Below are 25,281 nucleotides of genomic sequence, written 5' to 3'. Positions count from 1 at the left end.
AAGGCACTGGCGTGACTGCTCACATGGATACGACCGATCGGCTGGCCGCGGGTGACGCCATGCGGCGTCAAGTGCTCGGCGACGAGCACGTCAACCGCTCGCGCGCCAACGCGAGCCCCTTCAGCCGGCCGCTCCAGGACCTCGTCACCGAGTACTGCTGGGGAGCGGTCTGGACTCGTCCCGGCCTCGAACCGGCCACCCGGAGCCTGCTCAACATCGGGATGCTGACGGCGCTGGGCAAGCCCGACGAACTGCGGCTGCACGTACGCGGAGCGCTCAACAACGGCTGCACCGTGGAGCAGATCCAGGAAGTGCTGCTCCAGGCGGCCATCTACTGCGGGGTCCCGGCCGCGCTGGAGGCCTCGCGCGCCGCGCAGCAGGTCATCGCGGAGCTGGGAGATGAGTGAGTTGCCCGAGAAGACGCGGGCCGCCGCCCTTGCCGGACTCGGCAAGATGGGCGCCCCGATGGCCCGACGCCTGGTCTCGGCCGGCTACGCCGTCCACGGCTACGACGTCGACGAACGGCTCCGGGTCGCTCTCGCGGCGGACGGACTGACCCCGGTGGCGTCGGTCGACGAACTGGCGGACGCGGCCGAGGACATCATCCTGATGCTGCCCAACAGCGACATCGTGGACCAGGTCGCTGAGCGCATCGCCGCCGCCGTGCGGTCCGGCGCCCGCTGCAGGCGGATCATCGACATGAGCTCCTCCGAGCCGGGCCGCACACGCCGACTCGCCCCGCGTCTGGCCGAGTCGGGCATCGAACTCGTCGACGCGCCGGTCTCCGGCGGCGTCGGCGGTGCCGTGGCCGGCACGCTGACCCTCATGGTGGGTGGGACGGCGGAGCAGTACGAGCGGGTCCGGCCGCTCCTCGAACCGCTCGGTTCGTCGATCGTGCACGTCGGCCCAGTCGGTGCCGGACACGTCATCAAGGCGCTGAACAACCTGATGTCGGCGTGCAGCATGCTCATCACCGCAGAGGCCATGACCGTCGCGACACGCTTCGGCATGGACCCGGCCACCGCACTCGCCGTAGTCAACTCGGCGAGTGGTCGCAGCGGCTCCACCGAGGCCAAGTTTCCCAAGTTCGTGCTGACCGGGACCTTCGACTCCGGCTTCACCGCGGCGCTCATGGCGAAGGACGTCGGAATCGCCACTCTGCTCGGCAAGGACCTGGCCGTCGAGCTGCCGCTCGCCGAGGCGGTGCAGGCACGCTGGCGCGAACTGGCTGCCGAACTGGCGCCCGATGCCGACCACACAGAGATCGTCCGCCCGCTGGAGGCACGTCACGGTGTCAGCATCCGCGCCGCCTCGCACGTCGGTGACTGACTCCTGGGAGGCCTTCGCCGTCCGCTTCGGCCGTCACAGGCTGCGGCGGAGCGCCTTCTACCTGAACTACGCCGGATACGGCGAGCCCGACGACGACGTCACGATGGACTACTACTTCTGGGTAATCCGTGGCCCCGCCGGAACCATCGTGGTCGACACCGGCTTCGCCCCCGAGGTAGGCAGGCGTCGGGGACGCGAGGTCCTGGCCGATCCGATGGAACTGCTGGGCCGACTCGGCGTGGACGCGTCGACGGTGCGCACGGTGGTCGTGACGCATGCCCACTACGACCACATCGGCAACCTCGCCCGGTTCCCCTCCGCCGAGGTGGTGATGAGCCGCCGCGAACACGAGTTCTGGCAGGGGCCGTTCGCGGTCCGGGGGCACTTCGCGATCCCCACGGAGACCGCGGAACTCCGCCATCTCTCGAGTCTGCGCACGACGGGCAGGCTGACCCTCGTCGAGGAGACGTATCAACTGGCTCCGGGCGTCGAGCTTTTGGAGCTCGGCGGACACACTCCCGGCCAGCTCGTCGTCCTGGTGCGCGGGGCGGGTGGCACCGTGGCGCTGGCTTCCGACGCGATCCACACGTACGAGGAGTACGAACGGGACCGTCCCTTCGGGATCGTGGCCGACGTGCCCGCGATGTACCGGGCCTACGACCGCATCCGGGAGCTGGAACAGCAGGGCGTCAGGGTCGTGGCCGGCCACGACCCTGACGTCATGACCCGCTTCACTCCCTACTTCACGGACACCGTCTGCCGCCTGCTCTAGAGGACCGGGATATCGCGGATGACTTGCACCGTGAGTGTGCTCGCCGAGTTCGCCAAGGCCTCGGTGTCCCGACTGTCCGAACCGGTTGATAGGCGACTGCCCGAGCGCCAAGCGGGGCGGCGAGGTTGTCCTGATTGACGGCACCCTGGTGGCCACCGTGCGCCGCAGCGGAACGCGACAACCGGCCCAACTACTCGGGAACGCACCGAGGTCACGGCCTGCACTTCCTCGCGCTGACCGACGAGCAGGGCCGCCTGAACTGGATCTTCGCGGCCCGCCCCGGACACACCCACGACATCACCGCCGCTCGCCTCGACCCCATCCTCAAACACCTGCGGGCCGCTGGCCTCGGCGCCCTGGCCGACCTCGGCTTCCTCGACCTGGATGACAACACCGACGCCCCGGTCGTCGTCACCGCCTACAAGGCCACCCGCGCGCGCAAGCTCACCGACGGTCAGAAGGACGCCAACCGGCTCCTGGCCGCCGGTCGCGCTCCCGTCGAGCACAGCTTCGCCGAAGTCAAGGCGAGTCACACGCTCACCAAGCTCGGCACCGACCCCGCCCGCGCCACCGACCTCCTGCGCGCGCTCCTCGTACTGACGCACCTCGAGATCAACTTACGACCGGTGATCGAGAGCGTCGGCAGCCGCCCGCGATCTGCGTGAATACGCCACCCGCCTCACCTGCAACGTCACGATGGCGGAGCCCCGGAGTTCTCGACGCGTCGGGCTCGGCGCCTCCTGGGGTGCCGCCTCTGATGGTGATGCACGTCGTCGTCACCGTCGCAGCAGTCGTCAGTTTCGCTCGGATGCTCCCGGTGTCCCGCACTACGATGCGAGCTGGCAGGCGGTCGCATCACGGGCGTCGGCCACGACGGCCGGGTCCGCGGGGAACTCCCACGTCGCGACGTTCTCCGGCGGCACCGCGCCCGTGTGGGATAGCAGCAAGGCGATGTCGTCCCGAGGCGGATGGTCGCCGACGTCGCACGGAGGAGACCTTCCACCGCCTCTGCCAGGAGCACGGCTGCACCGCGTTGCCGTTGCTCGGAGGCCAGGACGGACTGTTGCGGGCGCTGCTCCAGGCGGCGCCCGCAACGGAACCGTCAGTCCGGAAAGACCACGGTCGTACGTCCGTTGAGGAGCACTCGGCTCTCCAGATGATGGCGGACAGCCCTGGCCAGCACGCGCCGCTCGATGTCCCGCCCCTTGCGGACCAGTTGCTCGGGCGTGTCCCGGTGGGTGACGGGCTCGACGTCCTGGGCGATGATCGGGCCCTCATCTAGGTCGCCGGTGACGTAGTGCGCTGTCGCCCCGATCAGCTTCACCCCGCGCTCGTACGCCTGGTGGTAGGGCTTGGCGCCCTTGAAGCCCGGCAGGAACGAGTGGTGGATGTTGATGCAGCGGCCTGCCAGGCTGGCGGACAGCTCGTCCGACAGGATCTGCATGTAGCGGGCGAGGACCACGAGGTCGACCTCATACTCGTCGACGATCGCGAGCAGTTTGGCTTCCTGCTCCGGCTTGTTCTCCTTGGTCACCGGCAGGTGATGGAACGGGACGTCGGACAGGTCGATGTGCTGGTAGACCTCGCGGGGATGGTTGGACACCACGCCGACCACATCCATCGGCAACTCGCCGATACGCCACCGGTAGAGCAGGTCCGCGAGGCAGTGATCGAGCTTCGAGGCCATGATGAGGACCCGCATACGGGACCGGTCCCCGGTCACCGACCAAGTGGCTGCCAGCTGGGTGAGACCGTCGGAGACGTTCTCCCGGACGGTGGTTTCGGTCACTCCGGCCGGGACGGTGAAGGCGAGTCGGCAGAAGAACCGGCCGGTGAGCTGATCGTTGAAGTGGCTGGCCTCCTGGATGTTGCCGCCGATCGCGGCGAGGCCCGTGGTGACCCGGCTGACGATGCCGGGCCGGTCGTCGCAGGCGAACTTTAGAGTGAAAGCGGTGGCCATGACGGTCGCCGTTCCTTTCCGGGGTCACGCTTGATGCAGGTCGGCGCGGCGCCGGTCGGGCTTGTAGGGCGCGGCGGCGACGGTCGCCCGGATCGCCTTCTGCGGTCCGCCGGGCTCTCCCCAGTGGACGGTGACCTCGGTGCCTGGCTCGCTGTGCGCGACGTCGACAGTGCATAGCGAGAGCATTTGCCGGTAGTAGTAGCTGTAGCCGCGGGAGGTGGCGATCCCAACGAGGTCGTCGCCGGCGGTGACCTTGTCCGCCCACATGAAGCCGCGCTGGTCACGGGGCATGTCCATGAACGGGTAGTGCTCGCCCGGTCGGAACATCGACGCGAAGACGTCCGCCACGTCGTTGCCGTTCCACACCAGGGTCCGCATGACGCGCCGGGGCGCGGCCTTCTCCGCCTCCAGCGCCTCGCGGCCCAGGAAGTCGTGGTCGAAGTTGATGTTGCGGGCCCAGCCCAGCTCCACAGGGCTGCGGTAGTAGTCGCTGATCTCGGCGCCGTCGTAGGAACCGGCGATGTAGGCCGGCTGCGCGAAGGACGGCATGGAGGAGGTGAAGAACTCGCGGTAGCTCTTCATGTCCTCGTCGAAGATGGCAGGGATGTAGTCGGTGGCGATGGTCGGGAAGCACGCCTCCAGGTGGTTGATCATGGTGGCGCGGGCACCGAGCTTGCGGATCCCGAACTCCTGGCCGGCCTCGAGGATGGCGTCGTAGACGTCCTGTTTGGCGGCCATGGGGCCCTGGAGCTCGAAGCCGATTTCCCCGGCCATGCCTTGCCGCAGCGCGTACAACTCGTGGTCGGCGATCTTCAGGGAGTTGACCCACATGAACTTGGTCTCGCGCAGGTTCGATGAGCCCGAGACCTTTTCGAGGAGCTTCACCGAATTGGGGCCGGAGACCTGGAGGATGAACCAGTCGTCCCGCTCCACCTTGACGTCGTAGTCGGTCGTGCCCAGGTAGTTGCGGACCCAGAAGCCACCGCGGCCGTGCAGCATGAACTCCTCGTCGCCGAAGCGGGTGAGGATGCCCTCGTGGATGACCTTGCCGTCCTGGTTGGTGTGGATGGCGTGCTTGGACTGGCCGAGGGCGAAGTTCGCGAGGGTGTTGACGGTGATGTCGCCGAGCATGGTGAGCGCGTCGGGGCCGGTGATCCGGTGCTGCCACAGGAACGACCAGTCCCCGATGTAGCAGGCGTCCTTCCAGGACATGCTCTCGTCGAGCCAGTCGGTGTACTCGGGCTGTCCGAACCGGCTCCAGGCGTAGCCCTCCGGTGGAGTGCGCATGCTGCTGACGGTGTATTTCATGTCGTCCCTTGGAATTGGTGCGGGCTCCGGGCGTTCTGGGCTCAGCGGAGCTGGAAGAGATCCTCGGCGGTGGTCTGGAAGAAGGCCTTCAGCCCGGCGGTGCCGAGCGGGAGGTCGTCCTGGGCGGTGACCTCGTCCGGGGCGTACTGGTACGGGTAGTCCATGGCGTACAGCACCCGGCCGGCTCCGAGGACTTCGCGGCAGAACATGATCGCGGGGGCCCAGGGCATGCCGCTGGTGGTGACCCAGACGTTCTCCCGCAGGTAGTCGCTGACCTTGCGCTGGAGAGGCTTGATGACGGGGTAGCGCTTGGCGCGGACGGTGGCCTCGTGCATGTAGTCCAGGCGGTAGAGCCAGAACGGCAGGGCTTCGCCGAGGTGTCCGACGACGATCTTGAGGCGTGGGAAGCGGTCGAAGACGCCGGAAGTGATGATGCGCAGCAGGTGCATGCCTGTCTCGACGGTGAAGCCGTAGATCGCGCCGTCCAGACCCGCCTCCAGCAGCGGCCCGATCATCGCGGGGGAAGGCGTGTTGGGGTGAAGGTAGATCGGGGTGTCGTGGGCCTCGGCCGCCTCGAAGATGGGCCAGAACTTGGGGTCGTCCAAGTACTCGCCGTGGGTGTGCGAGTTGATGATGACGCCCTTCAGCCCCAGGTCACGATGGCCGCGTTCGATCTCGCGGGCGGCGTGCTCCGGGTCCTGTGGGGCGACGGCGGTGAGGCCGCTGAAGCGGTCGGGGTGGCTGCGGATCGCCTCGGCGAGCCGGTTGTTGGCGAGTTCGGCGATGGCGACCGCCTCGGACCGCGGCAGGATCTGCGTGCCGGGGGAGGTGAGCGAGATGACCTGGCGGTCGACGCCCGCGGCGTCCATGTCGGCCAGCCGTCGCTCGCCGAGGTCGGGGAGGCGTTCGAGGATGAAGTCGGTGCGTGCGCTGCGATGGTTGACGTAGAAGCCCATCAGGCTGTCGAAGCCCGGGTCGCCGTGATCGTTCCGCTTGATCATGTCCCGCCACAGATCGATGAGTTCCGGCGGAGCGAACGCCTCCTCGGTGGCGATGCGTGCGTAGTCAGGCATGGTCGTCGGCTCCTTCCGCGGCGCGCAGCAGGGTGTTCCAGTGGTCGGTGCCGGGCAGCAGCGACGGGTCGTCGTAGGTGACCACGGCCTGCTGTTCCATGCACTCCAGGACGGAGGTCAGGCCGTGGGTGCGGCCGATGCCGCTGTGCTTGATGCCGCCGAACGGCACGGACATCGGCGAGGCGCCTACGCGATGGACGTTGACGAAGGCGGTCCCGGCCTCCAGGCAGCGGGCCAGTGCCCAGGCGCGGTCGGTGTCGGCGGACCAGACGGACGCGGCCAGGCCGTATTCGGTCGAGTTGGCCAGCCGGACGGCTTCCTCCTCGTCGTCGAAGGGCAGGATCGGCACGATGGGCCCGAACTGCTCCTCGGTGACCAGCGGCGCGTCGGGAGCGATGTCCGTGACGACGCTCGGGAGGATGAAGTAGCCCTCGTTCCAGCCGACGGGGTCCAACTGCTCGCCGACGACGGTGACCTTGGCGCCGGCGGCCGCGGTGGCGTCGCGCAGGGCGAGCACGCGGTGGTACTGGGCACGGGTGGTGACCGGCCCGATGGTGGCCCGGGGGTCGCTGCCCTCGCCCACCCGGATCCGCGAGACCAACTCCGTGAACCCGTCGGTGAATTCGGCGAGGCGGCTGCGGTGGACGTAGATCCGCTTAACGTTGTAGCAGATCTGCCCGCTGAGGCCGAACACGCCGGCGACCAGCTCGCGGAGCATCGCCTCGTCGATGACCGCGTCGTGCAGAACCAACGCCGGGTCGTTTCCGCCGAGTTCGAGCGTGACGTTCTTGATGGTCGGCGCGGCGGACGCCAGCACTCGGGACCCGGTCGCGACCGAGCCGGTGAACATCAGCCGCCGCACGGCGGGATGTTCGGACAGCGCGGCACCTGCGTCCGGGCCGAGCCCGGGTACGCGGCCGACGACTCCGGACGGGAGGGCGTCGGCGAGTACCGCGACGGCCCGGCTCAGGGCCAGCGGAGCCTCCTCCGGCGGCTTGACGATCACCGGGTTGCCCGCCATCAGGGCCGGGCCGATCGACATGAACGCCAGGAACACCGGGGTGTTCCACGGCGCGATGACCCCGACCGGGCCCATCGGCACATGCCGGGTCACCGCGCGGCCCGGCCAAGGGAGTTCGGCCGGTTCCTCGGCGGCGGCGATGTCCTCGGCCAGCCCCGCGAAGTACCGCAGCAGCCGGGGCGCGCCGCCCGCGTCGCCGTACGACTCGTGCAGCACCTTGCCCACCTCGCGGGTGAGCAGCGCGGCCAGCTCGGGAACCTCGGCCTCCAGCGCGTCGGCGGCCTTCACCAGGTACGCGGCACGCTCGGCCGGGCTCAGCGCGGCCCAGCCGGGGAAGGCGGACGCCGCCGCGCGGGCCGCGAGGTCGATCTCCCCGGCCCCGCCCAGGGCGAACTCGCCGACGACCTCGCTGATCCGCGCCGGATTGAGCACCGGCGCGAACCCGGTGGTGACCTCCTCGCCGCCGACCAGGACGGATGCGCGGATCGCGCTCATGCGGTGCTCCTCACGGCGTATTCCTCGATGAACCGCAGCAGCGGCTCGCCGAGCGGGGCGTCGTCGACGCCGAGGGCGACGATCTCGGAGATGTGGTTGTGGCCCGTGACGTGCACGAAGGAGGAGACGAAGTCCCGTACCGCCTCGGCCTGGGCATGGAAGTCCGGGGGGTCGAGCTCGGCCACACAGGCCAGCAGCGGGATGGCGCAGTCACGCAGCCCGGGCAGCGCCTCGCGGGCGGGGAGTTCGGCGGGATCGGAGCCGTAGTAGGAGCGCAGCAGTTCGTTCTGCCGGAGCTCACGCAGGTCGTAGATGCCCGACAGCAGGCCGGCCGCGGCCACCCGGGGTCGCGTACCGCCGTGGCAGGCCAGGTATCCGGCCACGTGGGCGGCTCCCGCAGAGTGCCCGACGAGCACGATCCGCTCCGGATCGCCCCCGTGCTCCGCGATGTTCGCCCGCACCCAGGCCACCGCGTCGGCGACGTCCTGCGCCCCGGCGGGCCATCGGTGCTCCGGGGCGAGCCGGTAGTTCATGGTCACGGCGACGAGCCCGCGGTCCGCCGCCCAGCGGCCGATATGGCGGTAGAACGGGAAACCGGCGGTGTCCTTGTCCCCGGCGACGAAGCCGCCGCCGGGCGCGAACAGCAGCACCGGCGCGCCGGCCGGCGGCTCGAACGCCCGATGGACGTCGAGCCGCTGCCTCGGATGAGTGCCGTACGACTCGTCGGTGACGACCACCGGTGCGTCGTAGCCGCGTTCCCGGTGGTCTCGCGCGAACAATGCCCACATGCCCTGGATCAGCTCCGGGGTCACCTCGGCGGGCGTGCTCCGGATGACCGCCTCATGACGGGTGGTCACTTGCCCTCCAGGTCCTCGTCGGGCACCCAGTTGCCGTGGAAGCCCAGCGGTACGCGCTGCGGGATGTGGATGCGGGCGACCGGGCCGCCCGACAGGTCCTGGGAGTGCAGGATCAGGACCTCGGCGTTGCCGTTGGCGAGGTCGGAGACGTAGGTCATCAGCCAGCCGTCGTCCTCCGCCGAATCGGCGGTCCGCGGCACGAAGACGGCCTCCATGCCGAAGCGGCCGGGTCCGTAGGTGTACGACTCGGAGGTGCCGCGCAGCAGGTCCTGTTTGAGCAGGGCACTGTCGGCGTTCTTGGCGCGCGAGGAGAAGTAGCCGTAGCGGTGTTCACCCACACCGATGAGCCGCTCGTCCAGGCGGGGCATCTCCTGCGGGGTGTCGTCGAGCCGCCTGACCGTGCAGCGACCGGTGGCCGGGTCGAGGAAGTAGCGGTCCAGTCGGGACGGTGTGTCCGTGGGACCGGTGGGGTCGGTGTGGAAGAGACGCTCGTTGCTGCACACGTCGACCGCGACCCGTCCGTCCGGCAGGTCGAAGGCGCCGAGGATGTGGAAGACGGCGGCCGGTTCCGTCTCGCACCACACGACCTGGTCGGCGCTGCCCTCTCGGGGCAGCAGGGCCCAGGCCGGACGGTGGTCGAAGTCCCACGCGTAGGGGAAGTCGTAGCCCTTCTCCAGCATGCCCGGATGGGCCTGGACGGGGCCGTTGTAGAAGACGCAGTAACGCGAGCTGAGCGCCATGTCGTGGATGATCGGACGGCCTTCGAGCGGCACGTCCACCGTCCTGCGGACCCGGCCGGCGATGTCCAGCACCACGTACTGGGCGAAGTTCCAGTCCCAGCGGTAGGCCACACCGTGCAGTTCGCCGGTGGTGGCGTCGCGGTGCGGGTGACCGGTCCAGGCGCCGTTCCACGTGTTCTCGAAGTTGGAGCGGGCGATCGTCTCCAGCTCGTACGTCAGCTCATAGGGGAGCTGTCCGCCCTCCATGAACGCGAACGTGTGGCCGCCCTGGGAGAGGACGTTGGTGTTGGCCGTCTGCCGCACCACATAGGCCGGACCCGGGGCGGGGGCCTCCGGGCCGGGGGTCTTCGGCCAGCCGCGGCTGTCGGTGACCTGGTCGTCGCGTACAAAGCGATTGCGGTACCACTCGGCACGGCCGTCCCGGAGACGGACCCCGTGCACCATGCCGTTGCCGGAGAACCAGTTGTACGTCACCGGGTCCTCGGGGTCGATCGGATTGGGGCCGACCCTCAGCAGGCGGCCGTTCAGCTCGGCCGGGATCGTGCCCGTCACCTTCAGGTCATGAACGGTGATCTCCTGGTCGACCGGGGCGAACGGCCCCTTCAGGAACTGGTTGCCTGGCTGCTGGGAGCCGGCCCCGGCGGTGGGGCGCTGCGGTTCGGTGCTCGTCATCAGGGGGACGCCTTCCGTACGTCTGCGGTGCGCTCCCGATCGTCGAGCCGGGTACCGGCCCGGTCACTGGGCCGGGAATCCAAAAACGCGAAGGCCCGTGTATGTTTCGTACAATCACGACTGTGTTGGTGGCCAGAGCGCAATTCCTGTCGGGGCTCGTCCTCGGGTTGTCCGCACCACCGGGCGACGAGCCCGCCTGCGACGCGGCGGTGACCGAGCCGGTGGTGGCGGAGCTCGGACCCGCACCGGTCCGGTGGGCGGTGGCACTGGCCCGCCAGGCGATGGGCGAGGTGCTCCCGAACATTCCCGAGGAGCGGCGCATGCCGCTCGCCTCCCGGCTGGCGCCCGCGATCGAGAACATGGTGCTGGAACTCCTGCTGACCCTCGGCGGCCGGGCCAGGAGCTTCTCGCTCAACGCGGGCGAGGTGGCCATCACCGCCTACCTGGCGGGAGAGGGGATCTCCTACGAGAGGATCGTCGAAGGGCTGCGGATCGTACGGCGGGTGTGCACGGGGGCCCTGCTGGACGAGGCCGAGGCCCTGCTGCCGGCCTCGCGTCGCGCGCCGGTGACACGGGAACTGACCGAAGTGGTCAATGACTTCTTCGACAAGACGACCGACGCGATCACCATCGAGCACCTCGGCCAGAGCCGGCGGCTCCTCGCCCGCAGGCTGGCCGACCAGCGGGGTGTGATCCGCTCGCTGCTGGACGGCGAGAGCGTGGACGCCGCCACGGCCGGCCGGGTCCTGGAGAAGGACCTGACGGCTCACCACCTGGGCCTGGTGGCCTGGCTCGGAAAGCCGGCGTCCCGGGCCGGTGCGCGCCCCGAAGACGCCCGGCACCTGCTCGAAAAAGCCCTGCATTCCGCCGCCGTGGCGCTGCATGCCGCCGACCTGCTCAGTGTCGAGGCGGACGCCACCACGCTCTGGGCGTGGGCCACCTCGCCCCGCCCGCTGGACGCCGGCGCGCTGACCATGGCGTGCGTCGACGGCGCTACCGGCGTCCGGCTCGCGGTCGGCCGCAGCGCCCGCGGCCCGGCCGGTTTCCGGCGCACACACCTCGCCGCGCTCGACGCCCGGCGCGCGGCCCTTCGGTCCCGCCCATCCGAGCCGGTGACCCGTTACGACGAGGTGGCCCTGATCTCCCTTTCATCCACCGACTCCGAACGCGCCGCCTGGTTCGTCACGGAGGAGCTGGGCGCCCTCGCCGCCCCTGACCGCGCCACGGCCGACCTGCGCTCCACCCTGCTCGCCTACCTCGACCGGGGCAGCAGCCTCGTGCGGGCCGCCGAGGCGCTGCACGTCCACCGCAACACGGTGGTCTACCGGCTGCGCCGGGCCGAGGAACTGCTGGGACGGACGGCCGCCGAACGGACCCTGGAGACCCACCTCGCGCTGCGGCTGGCAGTGGCCGGACACCCGTCCTGACAGGAGAGGCGACTGTACGATCGTGAAGCCAGAGTGCCGCGGAGTCCGAGCTGCAGCACATCCTGGCCCGGCACCTGGAGCGGCTGGATCTCGATGTCGACCTGTGGTCCATGAACCTGCCCGAGCTGCGTGCGCACCCCCGCTTCCCGGGCGGCGAAGCCCCACGCACGGAGGCATGGGGCCTGGTGGGAGGCACGCAGCAGCAGGGCGACGGGCCGATCCTGGTTGTTCAGGGCCATGTCGACGGTCTCCCTCCCGGGGACTTGGCGCAATGGGAGGGAGACCCCTTCCGTCCTCAGGTCGGCGCAGACGTGGTGCATGGCCGGGGAGCGTGCGACATGAAGGCCAGCGTGGTGGCTATCCTCGCAGCCCTGGCCGCGATACGCAGCGCGGGCGCGAAGCTGCGCGGCCAGGTGGCCGCGCACTTCGTCGTCAGCGAGGAGGACGGACTCGGAGCGTTCGGCACCCTCGAACGAGGCCACACCGGTGACGCCTGCATCATCACGGAACCGACCAGCGGCACCCTCATGACCGGGGACGACGAGGCCGGTGTTGATGTAGGCGCCGTCACCCAGCACGGTGACGCCCCGGCACTGCTCCGGCAGGCCGGAGTTGCGCCACACGTGGGCGTCGGCCTTGTTGCCGGGGCGGGGCGAGCCACGGCCACGACCAGGCGGGTGTCGGCGTCGATGATGACCTGCACGTTTGCGGAGAACCGGTAGTTGCGGCGCGAGGCACCGACCTTGCGGTAGCGCACCGGGACAAGCGTGCCGGGGTCCTGTCCCCGAGGGGTGGACAGGTCCCATCAGAACAGCCACGATCGGGCCCTGACCTGCAAAATCACGACCTCGTGCAACACGCTTTAGGGTGACCCTAGAGCGCCGAGCTCAGCGAGCGGCACGAGGATCCGATATGATGCTCGGTCGACGCGGACCTGCGGTGAGATCGAGGACGACCGCGCCCGTGACAGGGTGCTGCTGCTGTTCGGGGCGCAGCAGCGGATCGACATCGCCGCCAGGCTGCCCGCCGACCCGGTCCGGACGGGCCGGAGTGTCACGGACATCGCCTACGCGGTCGGCGTCAAGGACACCTCACACTTCGCCCGCGCCTCAAAGAGCCGCACTGCGTCAGCCCGCGTGAGTGTCGCAGGGACCACTCGGCTGCTCCACAGAGGCCTGGCGCATAGCCGTTCCGGTGGCTGGTGGAGACTGGAAGACGGCGGATGGTCTCTTTTCCTCATCTTCAGATCTCGTCGCCGCCGGGCCCGTGTCGCTGCGGGACGGCCGCCGAAGCCCGCTCTTCGATCCGGTGCACTGCGGCCCGCAGGTCGTCCAGGTGGCGCCGCGCCACTTCCTGCGCGGACATGACCGTCTTGCGCCAGGTCACGTTGACGCATCCCAGGACCTCCCCGTGCAGGCGGATCGGTACGGCGATCGAGTTGCGACCGTCGAAGTCGTACTCCGGTGCGCGCACGCTGTATCCGCGGGACCGGGTGGTCGCCAGCAGACGCCGCAGCCAGCCCGGGTCGTGGGCGTATGCGTTGCCCGGAGCGTCGTGCTCGCGCAGGCGGCGCAGGACCGCCTCCCGCTCCCGCTCGGCGCAGAAGGCGATGTAGGCCCGGCCCGAGGCGCCGAGCAGCATGTGCGAACGGAAACCGATGGGCGCGACGGGGACCACCTCGTCGAAGTACGCCTTGGGGCTGTTGGTGTCGATCGTCTCCATGTAGTCCAGCCGGGGCACGGTCAGCACCGACGGCCACATCACGCGCTCGCATAGCTCCTCCAGGACCGACGACGCCAGCTCGCCGAGCCACTCGACGTCGTTGTACGGGGCCCTCTGGGGTCTGAGGCTTGCGACGAACGCCCCGTCGGCGAGCCGCTGCCAGACCAGGCCCTGCTGGTTGCAGGTATGGAGGATGCGGATCAGGGTGGCTTTGGGGATGCCGGTGACCTGGTGCAGGTCGTGCAGGCTGGCGGCACGCATCTCCTCCAGGGCCTTCAGCACCTGTAGGCCACGCTCGAGAGAGCTGATCGTTTTTACCTGGTACTGCCGCATGAGACGACCCTCACCTGCGGAGATGGAGAGCGGATTTCACCAGGTGAAAAGCTAGCAGGGAACTGTTGCTCGCGTCCCGGCTCGTCGGGGACCGTTCCTCCACTGACGCGAGGAGGCGACATGACCGTCGAGGCAGCAGGGGGCTTCCCTGCCACTGGTCGGGCACACGGCGCAGCCGGCAGGGCCGCCGTGGTGGCCGAAGGCGAGCTGCTGTGGACGCCCGGCCCGCGGCAGGTCGCGGAGGCCAATGTCACGCGGTTCGCGGACTGGCTGTCCCGGGAACGGGGGCTGCGGTTCGACGGCTACGACGAGCTGTGGAACTGGTCCGTCACCGACCTGGGGGGATTCTGGGGTGCCCTGTGGGACTACTTCGGCATTCGGTCGACGGCCCCGTACTCCTCGGTGCTCGACGGCCGGGACATGCCGGGGGCGCGGTGGTTTCCCGGGGCGCGGCTGAACTACGCCGAGCACGTCCTGCGCAACGAACGGTCGGGTGCCGACGCCGTGGTGTTCGGCTCCGAGAGCGCCGCTCCCGTCGGCCTTCCGTGGGAGGACTTCGCGGGCCGGGTACGCATCCTGGCGACCCGGCTGCGCGCGCTCGGCGTACGCCCCGGCGACCGGGTTTGCGGATATCTGCCGAACGTGCCCCAGGCCGCGATCGCGATGCTCGCGACGACGGCCGTCGGGGCCGTATGGGCGAGCGCTTCCCCCGACTTCGGGTCGCGAGGCGTCATCGACCGGTTCGGCCAGCTCAGGCCGAAGGTCCTCTTCTGCGTCGACGGCTACCGCTACGGCGGAAAGACCTTCGACCGCCGGAACGAGGTGCGCCGCATCGCCGACGCGCTTCCCGGCCTGGAGCAGGTGATCCACCTTCCCGTCCTCGACGACGGGGACGACGAGCCGCTGGCCGTCGGCGGCCTGCGCTGGGACGAGGTCCTCGACCACCCGCCCGTTCCCGCCGAAGACTTCGAATTCGAGCACGTCCCCTTCGACCACCCGCTGTGGGTGCTCTTCTCCTCCGGTACGACGGGACTGCCCAAGGCGATCATCCACGGGCACGGCGGCATCCTGCTGGAGCAGCTGAAGCTGCAGACCTTCCACATGGACCTGCGCGAGGGCGACCGGCCGCTCTTCTTCACCACCACCGGCTGGATGATGTGGAACTTCCTGATCAGCTCCCTGCTGGTCGGCGCCTGCCCAGTGCTCTACGACGGCAACCCCGCCCACCCGGAGCCGGACGTGCTGTGGCGGATCGCGCAGGACACCCGGACCACCTTCTTCGGCGCCAGCCCCGCCTACGTCGACCTCATGACCAAGGCCGGCATCGTCCCCGGCGAACGCTACGACCTGTCCGCCCTGCGCACGGTCATGCCCGCCGGCTCACCAGTGTCGCCCCAGTGCACCGCCTGGTTCTACGGCAACGTCAAGGCGGACCTGTGGATCGCCACCGGCAGCGGCGGCACCGACTGCTGCACCGGCTTCGTCGGCGGAGTGCCCACCCTGCCCGTGTACGCCGGCGAGATGCAGGCCCGCTCGCTGGGTGTCGCCGCGTACGCCTACGACGAACACGGCCGCCAGGTCGTGGACGAGGTCGGCGAGCTCGTGATCACGGAGCCGCTGCCGTCCATGCCGGTCACGTTCTGGGGCCCGGACGGGGACGAGCGATACCGCCGCGCATACTTCGAGGACTACCCGGGCGCCTGGCGACACGGCGACTTCTTCAAGGTCAACGCACGCGGCGGCTGCTTCGTACTCGGCCGCGCCGACGCCACCCTCAACCGGCAGGGCGTTCGCATCGGCACCGCGGAGATCTACCGGGTCGTCGAAGCCCTCGACCAGGTCACGGGAGCTCTGGTGGTCAGCCTCGACCTGCCGGACGAGAAGTTCTTCATGCCGCTGTTCGTCGCCCTGACCGACGGCGTCACCCTCGACGCCGGCCTCCAGCAGACGATCCGGGACCGACTCCGCCGCGAGTACAGCCCCCGCCACGTACCGGACCGCATCATCCAGGTCCCGGCCGTCCCGACCACCCTGACCGGCAAGAAGCTCGAGGTACCGGCGCGCCGCATCCTGCTCGGCACCCCCGTCGAACAGGCGGCCGACCCCAGCACGGTCGCCGACCCGCGTGCGCTCGATGCCCTCGCCCGCTACGCCCGTACCCAGCGCGACTACCCCCTGGCCACCGCCACCGTCTGAGCCGCACCACCCTCGGATCCCCGCTCCCTACGCCTGAGCCGCACACCCTGGAGAGCCCCGTGAACGATGCCAGACCCGCCCCCCTCTTCCCACTGCCCTCGGAACTGACCGACGTCGCGGGAGCCGAAGGCTGGGCGTCGATGTACCCGTACTACACCCGGTTCCAGCCCGGGGACGACCAGCGGTTCTGGTTCTACAACGCGATGCACTTCCCCGAGCCCATGCCCGCGTTCGACGCCATCACTGCCGAGGCGCCCTACACCGCTATCGGCGCGAACACCGCGCGCATGTTCGTCTTCCCCACCACGCTCGGCATCGAGCACCGCATCGTCAACGGCCGGGTCTACATCACCGCCAATCCGGTCACCGACCCCGAGGAGATCCAGCACAGGCTCGCAGAGTTCAGTGAGCGGGCGGGGTACTACTACGAGAACTGGGACGACCTCTACCAGGGCTGGGTCGCCCGCATCACCGCGCTGATCGACGAGGTGCAACGGATCGAGGTGCCCCGGCTGCCCGAGTTCGAGGACCCGGAGGTCGTGTTCCAGGCCAAGGGTGTTGCCCAGAACCACTACGTCCGGGAGAACTACCACCGGCTGATCGACCTGTACTCCAAGATGTGGCACCACCACTCCGAGTTCCTGATGCTCGGCTACGGCGCCTACGTCGTGTTCTTCGAGTTCTGCAAGACGTCGTTCCCGGAGATCCCCGACCAGGACGTGGCCCGCATGGTCGCGGGGATCGACGTCATCCTCTACCGCCCGGACGACGAGCTGAAGAAGCTGGCGAAGCTGGCGGTCGAGTACGGCGTCGACGATCTCTTCGTCGAGGGCTGCGAGCCGGACAAGGTGCTGGCCGCGCTCGCCGCCCGCGGGGACGGCGGCCGGAGCTGGCTGGAGGCGATGGACGCCGTGCGCGAGCCGTGGTTCAACATGTCGACCGGCGCCGGTTTCTACCATCACCACCGCAGCTGGAACGACGACCTCACGGTGCCGTTCGCGGCGCTGCCCGGCTATGTCGACCAGGCCAGGAGGGGCGAGCTGCTCGACCGCCCCACCGAACAGCTCACGGCCGAGCGCGAGCGCATCGCCCAGGAGTATCGCTCCCTGCTGGCCGGAGAGGAGGAGCAGGCCGCCTTCGACCAGATGCTGGGCCTGGCCCGGGTGGTCTTCCCCTTCGTCGAGGACCACAACTTCTACTGCGAGCACTACTTCACCACCAAGTTCTTCGCCAAGGTCCGCGAGTTCGGTGAGCTGCTCCATGACCACGGGGTCCTGGCCGACGCCGAGGACGTCTTCCAGCTGAACCACACCGAGGTCGGCCAGGCCCTGACCGACGTGATGCTCGCCTGGGCGGCCGGGAGCAAGCCGGTGGGCTCGGCACACGTGCGCGAGACGGTCGCCGAGCGCAAGCGGATGCTGGAAGCCCTCGCGGGCTGGTCCCCGCCGCCCGCGCTGGGCCCCGTCCCCGAGGTACTCAACGACCCGGCGGTCCGCATGCTGTGGGGCATCACCGCCGAGACCATCCAGGCCTGGTCCACACCGACCGCGGACGGCGATCACGAGGTGCGCGGCTTCGCCGCCTCGCCGGGCGTCGTCGAGGGCACCGCCCGGGTGCTGCTCAGCGCCAACGACATCGGCCAGGTACGGGAGGGCGAGGTGCTGGTCTGTCCGGTGACCGCGCCCAGCTGGGGCCCGGTCTTCGGCAAGATCGCGGCCGCCGTCTCGGACATCGGCGGCACCATGTCGCACGCGGCGATCGTGGCCCGCGAGTACGGACTGCCCGCCGTCGTCGGCACCGGCCACGCCACCAAGCGGATCACCACCGGCCAGCGGCTGCGCGTGGACGGCGACCGCGGCATCGTCACCATCCTCGACTGAGCCTGGGGAGCACGACAATGAACACCTCACCCCATGTCCACCGGTTCGCAGAACTGCGGCTGACGGACCGGCCCACGGTCGGCGGCAAGGGCGCCAGCCTCGGCGAACTCACCTTCGCCGGCGCGCCCGTACCGCCCGGCTACGTCGTCACCACCACGGCCTTCGAAGCCTTCCTCGCCACCCTCGACCCGGACGGCGAGATCCGCACCGCCATCGAGGCGCTGGACTCCGAGGACACCGAGGCGATCACCCGCGTGGTCACACCCGTCAGGGAGCGCATCGAGGCGGCCGAACTGCCCGAAGAGGTGGCGGCGGCGATCCGCGGCCGCTACCGCGACCTGGACAGCGAGTCCGACACCCCGGGTGAGCCCGCCCCCGTCGCCGTACGCTCCAGCGCCACCAGCGAAGACGCGGAGGACGCCAGCTTCGCCGGCCTCCAGGACACCTACCTGTGGGTGCGCGGCGAGGACTCCCTCGTCGAGAACGTCCGCCGCTGCTGGGCCAGCCTCTACAGCGTCGAATCGGTCAGCTACAGGCGTCGCCTCGGCCTGCCGGAACACGACCTCGCCATGGCCGTCGTCGTCCAGCGCATGATCGACCCGCGCTGCGCTGGCGTCATGTTCACCCGCAGCCCGCTCACCGGGGACCGCTCGGTCGTCGCCCTGGAAGCGTCCTGGGGCCTGGGGTCCGCTCTCGTCAGCGGTGACGTGACACCCGACAAGTACGTGGTCAGCAAGGTGACCGGGGACATCTGCTCCCGTACCGTCTCGGCGAAGCTGCGACAGCACCGGATGGACCCCAGCGGCTCCGGTGTGCTGGAGGAGGACGTACCGGAATACCTCCGGGACGAACCCTGCCTGTCCGACGAGGAGATCCACGAACTCGTACGGCTCGGCCGGCAGGTCGAGTCCCACTACGGGGCACCGCAGGACATCGAGTGGGCGATCTCCCGCAACCTCGTACCCGGCCACAACATCTACCTGCTCCAAAGCCGTCCCGAGACCGTCTGGGCGAGCAGGGAGAAGGCCCCGGTGGCCTCGCCGAAGGCCAGGGCGTTCGACCACGTGCTGTCGCTGCTCGGCGGCGCGGGCTCCGGCCCCGGTGGGAGTACGAAGTGAACCTGACCGGCGAGGACGTCCAGGACATCCTGCGGATCATCGACGGCATGGAGGTCGACCGCCTCCATCTGCGCACGGGTCGGTTCGAACTGTCGCTTTGCCGTGGCGACGACGGCGCGTGGACACAGTCCGCGCGCACGACAGCCGAACCGGTGCTGGTCGATGGCCGTGAAGTACCCGCGGTCCAGGGCGTGGCAGCTGCGGACGAGCAGACTGAGCCCGCCCGCGAGGGTCTGACCGGGGTCCGTACACCTTTGCCCGGTGCCTTCTACCGGGCGCCGAAACCCGGCGCGGCCCCCTTCGTCGAGATCGGGGACGAGGTCACCGAGACCACGGTCGTCGGGATCGTCGAGACGATGAAACTGATGAACTCCGTGTACGCGGAGGCCTCCGGCACGGTGGCCGAAATCGTCTTGGGCGACGGAGAGTTCGCCGAGCAGGGTGCCGTGCTCATGTTCATCGACACACAGGCGGCAGGAGCGGCGCCGTGATCCTGCGACGCGTTCTGATCGCCAACCGGGGTGAAATCGCCCTGCGCATCATCCGTACGTGCAGGCGGCTCGGCATCGAGGCGGTGCTCGCCGCCTCCGACGCCGACCTCGACTCCGTACCGGCACGGCTGGCCGACCGGGTGGTGCGCCTCGGCCCCGCCCCGCCCTCGGCCAGCTACCTGGACGTGGACGCCGTCCTCACGGCGGCGAAAACCGCCGGCGCCGACGCCATCCATCCCGGGTACGGCTTCCTCTCCGAGAACCAGCGGCTGGCCCGGGCCTGCACCGAGGCCGGCATCGTCTTCATCGGCCCCACGGTGGAACAACTCGCCGCAGTGGGCGACAAGTTGGAGGCCCGTCGGCATGCCGTGGCGGCCGGGCTGCCCGTGGTACCCGGCGGGCCGCTTGCGGACACCGCCGACGCGGCCCGGCTTGCCGCGGAGATCGGCTACCCCCTGCTGATCAAGGCGGTCGGCGGGGGCGGCGGCCGGGGCATGAAGCAGGTGCACGATCCGGCGGACCTGGCCGCCACCGTCGACCTGGCCGTCGCCGAGGCGGGCGCCGCCTTCGGTGACCCCCGCGTCTACCTCGAACGCTTCGTCGCCACCGGGCGGCATGTGGAGGTCCAGCTCATCGCGGACGGCGAGAACGTCGTCCACCTCGGCACCCGCGACTGCTCCGTGCAGCGCCGCTACCAGAAGCTGATCGAAGAGGCGCCCGCGCCCGCTCTCGACCCGGTCCTGCGCGAGGAGATGCACCGTGCCGCGGTGGCCCTCGGCAAGCATCTGGAGTACCGGGGCCTGGGCACGGTCGAGTTCCTGGTCGACGTCGACCGGGGCACCTTCTACTTCCTGGAGATGAACGCCCGCATCCAGGTCGAGCACCCGGTCACCGAGGCCATCACCGGACTCGATCTCGTCGCGGAGCAACTCGCCGTCGCCGAGGGGCGATCGCTCTCCTTCGGACAGGCGGACGTGTGCTTCACGGGACACGCCATCGAGTGCCGGATCAACGCCGAGGACTGGGCCCGCGACTTCCGGCCAAGCCCCGGCACTGTGACCGAGGCGGTCTGGCCACTCGGTGACGGCATCCGGATCGACACACACCTCCAGGCGGGCGCGAGCGTACCGCCGTACTACGACTCGCTGCTCGCGAAACTGATCGTCCACGGCCGGGACCGCGCCGACGCGCTGGCACGGCTGCGCGCCGCACTGGCCCGGTGTGCGGTCGCCGGGGTCAGCACCAACATCCCGCTGCACCATGAGGTGCTGGCACAGGCCGAGTTCGCCGAGGGTGGCGTGGACACCGCCTGGTTCACCCGCTTTCTGCGGGACCTTCCAGTAGGGAGCAGCCGTGGCTGACATCCAGCTCGTCGACGTGTCGCTGCGCGACGGCAACCAGAGCCTGTGGAGCGCCACCGGACTCGACACCGGCAAGATCCTCCAGATCGCGCCGGTCCTGGACCGGGTCGGCTTCCGCGCCCTCGACTACACCTCCAGCACCCACATGGGCATGGCGGTGCGCACCCACCGCGAGGACCCGTGGGAGCGGATACGGCTGACGCACCGCGCCATGCCCAACACCCCTCTGCAGTTCATCGGCACCGGGCTGCGCTTCATCTCCTGGGAGGTCGCCCATCCCGAGTTCATGCAACTGGTCTACGACCGGCTGGTGGTGAACGGCGTCACCCGGTACGTCGTCCTGGACCCCATGCACGACATGGACGCCGTACGCGAGTCCGCCCGCATGATCCGAGCAGCTGGGGCCACCGAGGTCGTCGGAGCACTGACCTTCACGGTCAGCGACGTCCACGACGACGCCCACTACGCCTCGCTCGCGGCGCAGATGGCCGCCTGCCCGGACATCGACCGGGTCTACATCAAGGATCCTGGGGGGCTGCTGACGTCGGAACGCGCCGCCACACTGATCCCGGCAGTCCTGGGCAACCTCGCCGGCACACCGCTGGAGCTGCACTCCCACTGCACGATCGGTCTGCCGGGCCTGACCTACCTCAAGGCCGCCGACCTGGGCGTACAGGCCCTGCAGGTGGCCTGCGGGGCCCTCGCGGGCGGCACGTCCCTGCCCAACGCCCAGCAGGTCGTGGCCAATCTGCGCGAAATCGGCCACACCGTGGACGTCGACGACCGGCTGCTGGGCGTGGTCGCCGACTACTTCGACCGTTTGGCGGCGGCCGAGGGGCTGCCCGTCGGTGGCCCCCGGGACTACGACGCCGCGTTCATGCGCCACCAGGTCGCAGGCGGCGTCATGACCACCCTGCACCGGCAGCTCGACGAACTCGGTTTCAGCGACCGCTTCGACGCGGTCATCGAGGAGGTGACCCGCGTCCGCGCCGAACTCGGCCACCCCATCATGGTCACCCCGTTCCCGCAGATGGTGTGCACCCAGGCCCTCTACAACGTCATCGGCACCGAACGCTACGAGAACGTCTCCGACCCGGTGATCCGGTACGTGCTGGGCCGCTTCGGCCGCCCCACCGCCCCCGTGGACCCGCAGGTCGCCGAGCGCATCCTGGGCCGGCCACGAGCGAAGGAACTCGCCGCCGAACCGCCCCCGCCCACCGTCGCAGAACTGCGCCGGCGCCTCCCGCGCGGCATCAGCGACGAGGAACTGCTCCTACGGGCCACCATGCCCGCCGAGCAGGTGGACGCCATGGTGGCCGCCGAACCGGCCCGACGGCACTACAACCCCGACGTCAAACCGGTGCTCGACCTGCTCCAAGGCCTACGGACACGCCCGGCGACACCCGAACTGATTCTCGACCGGCCCGACTTCCGACTGGAGCTGCACCGTGACCGCCGACCCGTCTGACGAGGCTGCCGCCTGCGCAACCGCCGAAACGGCTGATGAGATCGACGACCTGACTGGCCCTCTGGGGGCCGTCCGGGGCGTCGTCTTCGACATGGATGGCACGCTGGTCCTGGGCGACCGACGCAACCACCGGCTCACTCCCCTCCCCGGAGCCCTGGAAGTCACGGCCGACCTCACCGCCCGCGGCCTGCCCTGGGTCACCTTCACCAACGGCACCACGCGCACTCCGTCGGCCTACGCCGAGACGCTGCGCCGCATCGGGTTCGACCTGCCGGACGACGCCATGCTCACTCCGGCGACCAGCGCCGTCGACCACTTCCTGGCCATGGGACACCGCAGCGCGCTGGTGCTCGGCGGCGACGGCCTGAAGGAGCCGCTTCGCCAAGCCGGCATCGAGATCGTCGGGCCCCAGGGCAAGCCGGAAGCCGACGCCGTGCTCGTCGGCTGGTACCGCGAGTTCACGATGGACGACCTGGAAGCCGCCTGCCACGCCGTCTTCGCAGGCGCCACCCTGTACAGCAGCTCACAGTCGGTGTTCTTCGCCAGCGCCGACGGTCGAGCACTGGGCACGTCCCGGGCCATCTGCGCCATGATCAGCAGTGTCACGGGCGTCACCGAACAGGTCGTGGGCAAGCCCTCACTCACCGGCCTGCGTTGCGCCGCGCGCCGACTGGGCGTCGCCCCGCAACACCTCGCCGTCGTCGGAGACGACCCGGAACTGGAGATGGCGATGGCCCGGCGTGCCGGGGCTCTCGGCATCGCGGTGACCACCGGCATCCACGCGGCGAACCACTTCGCCACGCTGCCCACGGAGCAGCGCCCGCATCTCACCGTCGAGGGTGTGGGCGGGCTGACCACCCTGTTGCCCGCCCTGAACTCCCACCCCATCGAGAACGGACCCGTACCGACATGACCACCACGACCGCCTCCCTGCGACCGAGCGCCCATCCCGGAGTCCTTTGGGCGAAGAGGCGCTCGACGATCCACCGCCTGGGCAGCACCACGAAGCCTCGCATGTCGTCGCTGCGCTTGACGATCGCCAGGACCAGGGCGAACGCGGCCAGGCAGTGCTCGACGAGGCTGCCGGTGTAGCCGCCGTCTGCCCAGACGAGGGCCAACCGGTGGTGCGCGTCGGCCACGTGCTCAAGCAGGACCTTCGCGGCGGTGCGGTCGCCGACATCCGCGGCGGTGACCACCACTGCCAGGAGCAGGCCGAGGGTGTCGAGCACGACGTGCCGCTTGCGCCCGTTGACCAGCTTGCCGCCGTCGAAGCCACGGCTGTCCGATCCGACGACGGCATCCGCCTTGACCGACTGCGAGTCGATCACCGCGGCCGTCGGCTCCGCATCCCGGCCCAGCCGCTCTCGGACCCGGGCGCGCAGCCGGTCGTGGAACTCCCTGACCAGACCATGGTCACGCCAGCGACGGAAGAACGCATAGACCCGCTCCCACAGCGGGAAGTCCCGGGCATCGCCCGCGACTTGATCCCGTTGTCCACGAGATACCGGATCGCATCGAGCATCGCCCGGTGGCAGTACGCCTCCGGCTGGCCGCCCCGCCCCCGCAGCCAGCCTGGCACCGGCAGCAGCGGCCGGACCACGGCCCACTCCGCGTCCGTCATGTCCGAGGGATACCGCCGAACACGTTCCTGATGATCGGCCGCATTCCCGAACCGGTGAGCGACACAATCACACGTCGGTGCAGCCGAGTTGAACTCCACCGGCGCGATGAGGTGCCCAGGAGCGCGCCTGCCAGCCTGGGATTCGCCGAACCAGCTTCCTGGGCCAACCGGACAGCGAGGCGAACTCGCGCCCTGACCTGCCCCTGCGGGCATGTGACTTGCTGATCGGTGGGCCGACCGGGAAACGACATCGACGGCTTCCGCCGCAGCCACCTGGGCCTCACCCAGCGCATGCTCACTCCTGCACGCCGATGCCGAGACCCGCCCGACCCTGGACACCTACCTCCGCGAGCAATGCAGCACCACGCGCACCGCCGAGCGGCTCTTCACTCACCGCAACACCGTGCTGCGCCGTCTGACCCCCGCCGACGACCTGCTGCCCCGCCCCCTTGCCGACAACGTCACCGCCGTGGCCGCCGCCCCCGAAGTGATCCGCTGGCGCGGTTGACCGGGTGCGTCGTCGGCGAGGGTCGGGAAAGCATCGGCGTGCTTAGAGGCCCTAACAGAAGTCGTTGATCATGTGACTCTTGGTGTGGGTGGTCGTTGGTCTGGTCGTGGGGAAACGTCAGTCGCGGCCATGGATCGTGTCGGATGAACTGTGGTCGCTCGTCGAGCCGTTGCTGCCCGGGCCGCCGCCGAAGGTGGTGGAGGGCAGACCTCGGGTGCCGGACCGGCAGGCGTTGTGCGGGATCCTGTTCGTGCTGCATACCGGCATCCAGTGGGAGTACCTGCCCCAGGAACTGGGCTTCGGTTCCGGCATGACGTGCTGGCGGCGCCTGGCCGCGTGGAACGAGGCCGGGGTGTGGGATGAACTGCACCTGGTGCTGCTGAGGAAGCTGCGGGCGGCGAAGAAGCTGGACTGGTCTCGGGCGGTGATCGACTCCTCGCACGTGCGGGCCGCTCGGCGCGGCCCAAAAGCGGGCCCAGCCCGGTCGACCGCGCACGTCCGGGCAGCAAGCACCACGTCCTCACCGACGCCCAGGGCATCCCGCTCGCAGTGTCTCTGACCGGCGGAAACCGCAACGACGTCACCCAGCTACTGCCCCTGCTCGACAAGGTCCCCGCCGTGTCCGGCCTCGTCGGCCGGCCCAGACGCAGACCCGATGCGCTCCTAGCAGACCGCGGCTACGACCACGACAAGTACCGGCGCCTGCTCTGGACCCGCGGCATCCGCCCGGTCATCGCCAGACGCGGAGAAGAGCACGGCAGCGGCCTGGGCATCTTCCGCTACGTCGTCGAGCGCACGATCGCCTGGCTGCACGGCTTCCGCCGACTGCGCATCCGCTGGGAACGACGCGACGACATCCACGAAGCCTTCCTCGGACTCGCCACCTGCCTGATCACCCACCGCCACGTCCAACGCCTTTGTTAGGACCT

Annotated in this window: 23 protein-coding genes and 2 pseudogenes; 15 read left to right on the top strand and 10 right to left on the bottom strand. The window is 69.8% G+C overall.

Going from position 1 to position 25,281, the window contains the following annotated elements; genetic code table 11:
* Positions 1-23 precede the first annotated feature (23 nt).
* The 4 genes from H4687_RS01015 (at position 24) to H4687_RS01000 (ending at position 2,766) form a co-directional block, all read left to right on the top strand.
* Positions 24-407 (top strand): carboxymuconolactone decarboxylase family protein, encoded by a 384-nt coding sequence (locus tag H4687_RS01015; protein WP_046915476.1) that lies wholly within the window; start codon positions 24-26, stop codon positions 405-407.
* Positions 400-1,329, top strand: coding sequence for an NAD(P)-dependent oxidoreductase (locus H4687_RS01010; protein WP_046915477.1), 930 nt, complete (start codon positions 400-402; stop codon positions 1,327-1,329). The genes H4687_RS01015 and H4687_RS01010 overlap by 8 nt, the downstream gene beginning before the upstream one ends.
* On the top strand, positions 1,322-2,101 hold the full coding sequence (locus H4687_RS01005) for an N-acyl homoserine lactonase family protein (protein ID WP_050399389.1): 780 nt from the start codon (positions 1,322-1,324) through the stop codon (positions 2,099-2,101). Before H4687_RS01010 ends, H4687_RS01005 begins: the two co-directional genes overlap by 8 nt.
* A 134-nt stretch (positions 2,102-2,235) precedes the next feature.
* Positions 2,236-2,766: a transposase family protein gene (locus tag H4687_RS01000; RefSeq protein ID WP_050399388.1), complete on the top strand. Its 531-nt coding sequence runs from the start codon at positions 2,236-2,238 to the stop codon at positions 2,764-2,766.
* Between the two features lie 437 nt (positions 2,767-3,203).
* Here the strand turns inward: H4687_RS01000 and purU are convergent, their stop codons facing one another.
* From purU to H4687_RS00970, 6 genes are all read right to left on the bottom strand, one after another.
* Positions 3,204-4,061, bottom strand: coding sequence for a formyltetrahydrofolate deformylase (purU, locus tag H4687_RS00995; protein WP_046915478.1), 858 nt, complete (start codon positions 4,059-4,061; stop codon positions 3,204-3,206).
* Between the two features lie 24 nt (positions 4,062-4,085).
* Positions 4,086-5,348, bottom strand: coding sequence for an aminomethyltransferase family protein (locus H4687_RS00990; RefSeq protein WP_046915506.1), 1,263 nt, complete (start codon positions 5,346-5,348; stop codon positions 4,086-4,088).
* Between the two features lie 62 nt (positions 5,349-5,410).
* Positions 5,411-6,442 (bottom strand): amidohydrolase family protein, encoded by a 1,032-nt coding sequence (locus H4687_RS00985; RefSeq protein WP_046915479.1) that lies wholly within the window; start codon positions 6,440-6,442, stop codon positions 5,411-5,413.
* A complete protein-coding gene (locus tag H4687_RS00980) occupies positions 6,435-7,958 on the bottom strand; it encodes an aldehyde dehydrogenase family protein (RefSeq protein WP_046915480.1) in 1,524 nt (507 codons plus the stop codon). Before H4687_RS00980 ends, H4687_RS00985 begins: the two co-directional genes overlap by 8 nt.
* A complete protein-coding gene (locus tag H4687_RS00975; protein WP_050399387.1) occupies positions 7,955-8,815 on the bottom strand; it encodes an alpha/beta hydrolase in 861 nt (286 codons plus the stop codon). The genes H4687_RS00980 and H4687_RS00975 overlap by 4 nt, the downstream gene beginning before the upstream one ends.
* Entirely contained in the window at positions 8,812-10,227 is a 1,416-nt protein-coding gene (locus H4687_RS00970) for a carotenoid oxygenase family protein (RefSeq protein WP_046915481.1), read from the bottom strand. Before H4687_RS00970 ends, H4687_RS00975 begins: the two co-directional genes overlap by 4 nt.
* Positions 10,228-10,355: 128 nt before the next feature.
* Between H4687_RS00970 and H4687_RS00965 the strand changes: the two genes are divergently transcribed.
* Positions 10,356-11,654: a PucR family transcriptional regulator gene (locus tag H4687_RS00965; protein WP_159392219.1), complete on the top strand. Its 1,299-nt coding sequence runs from the start codon at positions 10,356-10,358 to the stop codon at positions 11,652-11,654.
* A gap of 32 nt (positions 11,655-11,686) precedes the next feature.
* A pseudogene (locus tag H4687_RS00960) lies at positions 11,687-12,193 on the top strand (M20/M25/M40 family metallo-hydrolase); the annotation flags it as partial.
* Here H4687_RS00960 and H4687_RS48380 read toward each other — a convergent pair.
* Positions 12,164-12,426: pseudogene (locus H4687_RS48380) on the bottom strand (transposase family protein); the annotation flags it as partial. The pseudogenes H4687_RS00960 and H4687_RS48380 overlap by 30 nt on opposite strands.
* 470 nt (positions 12,427-12,896) lie before the next feature.
* Positions 12,897-13,709, bottom strand: coding sequence for a helix-turn-helix domain-containing protein (locus H4687_RS00955; protein ID WP_046915482.1), 813 nt, complete (start codon positions 13,707-13,709; stop codon positions 12,897-12,899).
* A gap of 120 nt (positions 13,710-13,829) precedes the next feature.
* Here H4687_RS00955 and H4687_RS00950 point away from each other — a divergent pair, with 120 nt between their 5' ends.
* From H4687_RS00950 to H4687_RS00920, 7 genes are read left to right on the top strand one after another with little or no spacing between them, the layout of a single operon-like run.
* A complete protein-coding gene (locus tag H4687_RS00950; RefSeq protein WP_078907527.1) occupies positions 13,830-15,905 on the top strand; it encodes an acetoacetate--CoA ligase in 2,076 nt (691 codons plus the stop codon).
* A 59-nt stretch (positions 15,906-15,964) separates the two neighbouring features.
* A complete protein-coding gene (locus tag H4687_RS00945; RefSeq protein WP_050399385.1) occupies positions 15,965-17,785 on the top strand; it encodes a PEP-utilizing enzyme in 1,821 nt (606 codons plus the stop codon).
* 17 nt (positions 17,786-17,802) lie between these two features.
* Positions 17,803-18,903 carry a PEP/pyruvate-binding domain-containing protein gene (locus H4687_RS00940; RefSeq protein WP_046915483.1) on the top strand — a complete coding sequence of 367 codons (1,101 nt, stop codon included), beginning with the start codon at positions 17,803-17,805 and terminating at the stop codon, positions 18,901-18,903.
* Positions 18,900-19,394: an acetyl-CoA carboxylase biotin carboxyl carrier protein gene (locus tag H4687_RS00935; RefSeq protein WP_046915484.1), complete on the top strand. Its 495-nt coding sequence runs from the start codon at positions 18,900-18,902 to the stop codon at positions 19,392-19,394. The genes H4687_RS00940 and H4687_RS00935 overlap by 4 nt, the downstream gene beginning before the upstream one ends.
* Positions 19,391-20,755, top strand: a complete 1,365-nt coding sequence (locus H4687_RS00930) for an acetyl-CoA carboxylase biotin carboxylase subunit (RefSeq protein WP_046915485.1) — start codon at positions 19,391-19,393, stop codon at positions 20,753-20,755. Before H4687_RS00935 ends, H4687_RS00930 begins: the two co-directional genes overlap by 4 nt.
* Positions 20,748-22,223: an acetyl-CoA carboxylase gene (locus H4687_RS47905; RefSeq protein ID WP_046915486.1), complete on the top strand. Its 1,476-nt coding sequence runs from the start codon at positions 20,748-20,750 to the stop codon at positions 22,221-22,223. The genes H4687_RS00930 and H4687_RS47905 overlap by 8 nt, the downstream gene beginning before the upstream one ends.
* Entirely contained in the window at positions 22,204-23,136 is a 933-nt protein-coding gene (locus tag H4687_RS00920; protein WP_046915487.1) for an HAD-IIA family hydrolase, read from the top strand. Before H4687_RS47905 ends, H4687_RS00920 begins: the two co-directional genes overlap by 20 nt.
* Here H4687_RS00920 and H4687_RS46010 read toward each other — a convergent pair.
* Positions 23,051-23,551, bottom strand: coding sequence for an IS5/IS1182 family transposase (locus H4687_RS46010; RefSeq protein WP_050399384.1), 501 nt, complete (start codon positions 23,549-23,551; stop codon positions 23,051-23,053). The two genes, H4687_RS00920 and H4687_RS46010, sit on opposite strands and share 86 nt — an antisense overlap.
* Entirely contained in the window at positions 23,548-23,844 is a 297-nt protein-coding gene (locus tag H4687_RS46005) for a transposase (RefSeq protein ID WP_050399382.1), read from the bottom strand. The genes H4687_RS46010 and H4687_RS46005 overlap by 4 nt, the downstream gene beginning before the upstream one ends.
* 301 nt (positions 23,845-24,145) lie before the next feature.
* On the opposite strand from H4687_RS46005, the gene H4687_RS00910 reads away from it, so the two are divergent.
* Both H4687_RS00910 and H4687_RS00905 read left to right on the top strand, forming a co-directional pair.
* On the top strand, positions 24,146-24,352 hold the full coding sequence (locus tag H4687_RS00910; RefSeq protein ID WP_199813406.1) for a helix-turn-helix domain-containing protein: 207 nt from the start codon (positions 24,146-24,148) through the stop codon (positions 24,350-24,352).
* Positions 24,353-24,458: 106 nt separating this feature from the next.
* A protein-coding gene (locus tag H4687_RS00905) for an IS5 family transposase (protein ID WP_167358665.1) occupies positions 24,459-25,276 on the top strand; the annotation gives its coding sequence in 2 pieces (ribosomal slippage) (positions 24,459-24,819 and positions 24,819-25,276; 819 coding nt in all).
* Positions 25,277-25,281 lie beyond the last annotated feature (5 nt).

The organism is Streptomyces stelliscabiei (assembly GCF_014873495.1).
In the GTDB taxonomy this organism is placed as follows: domain Bacteria; phylum Actinomycetota; class Actinomycetes; order Streptomycetales; family Streptomycetaceae; genus Streptomyces; species Streptomyces bottropensis.
The sequence above is the reverse complement of the archived record's forward strand: the minus strand, read 5'-3'. Positions and strand labels throughout refer to the sequence as shown.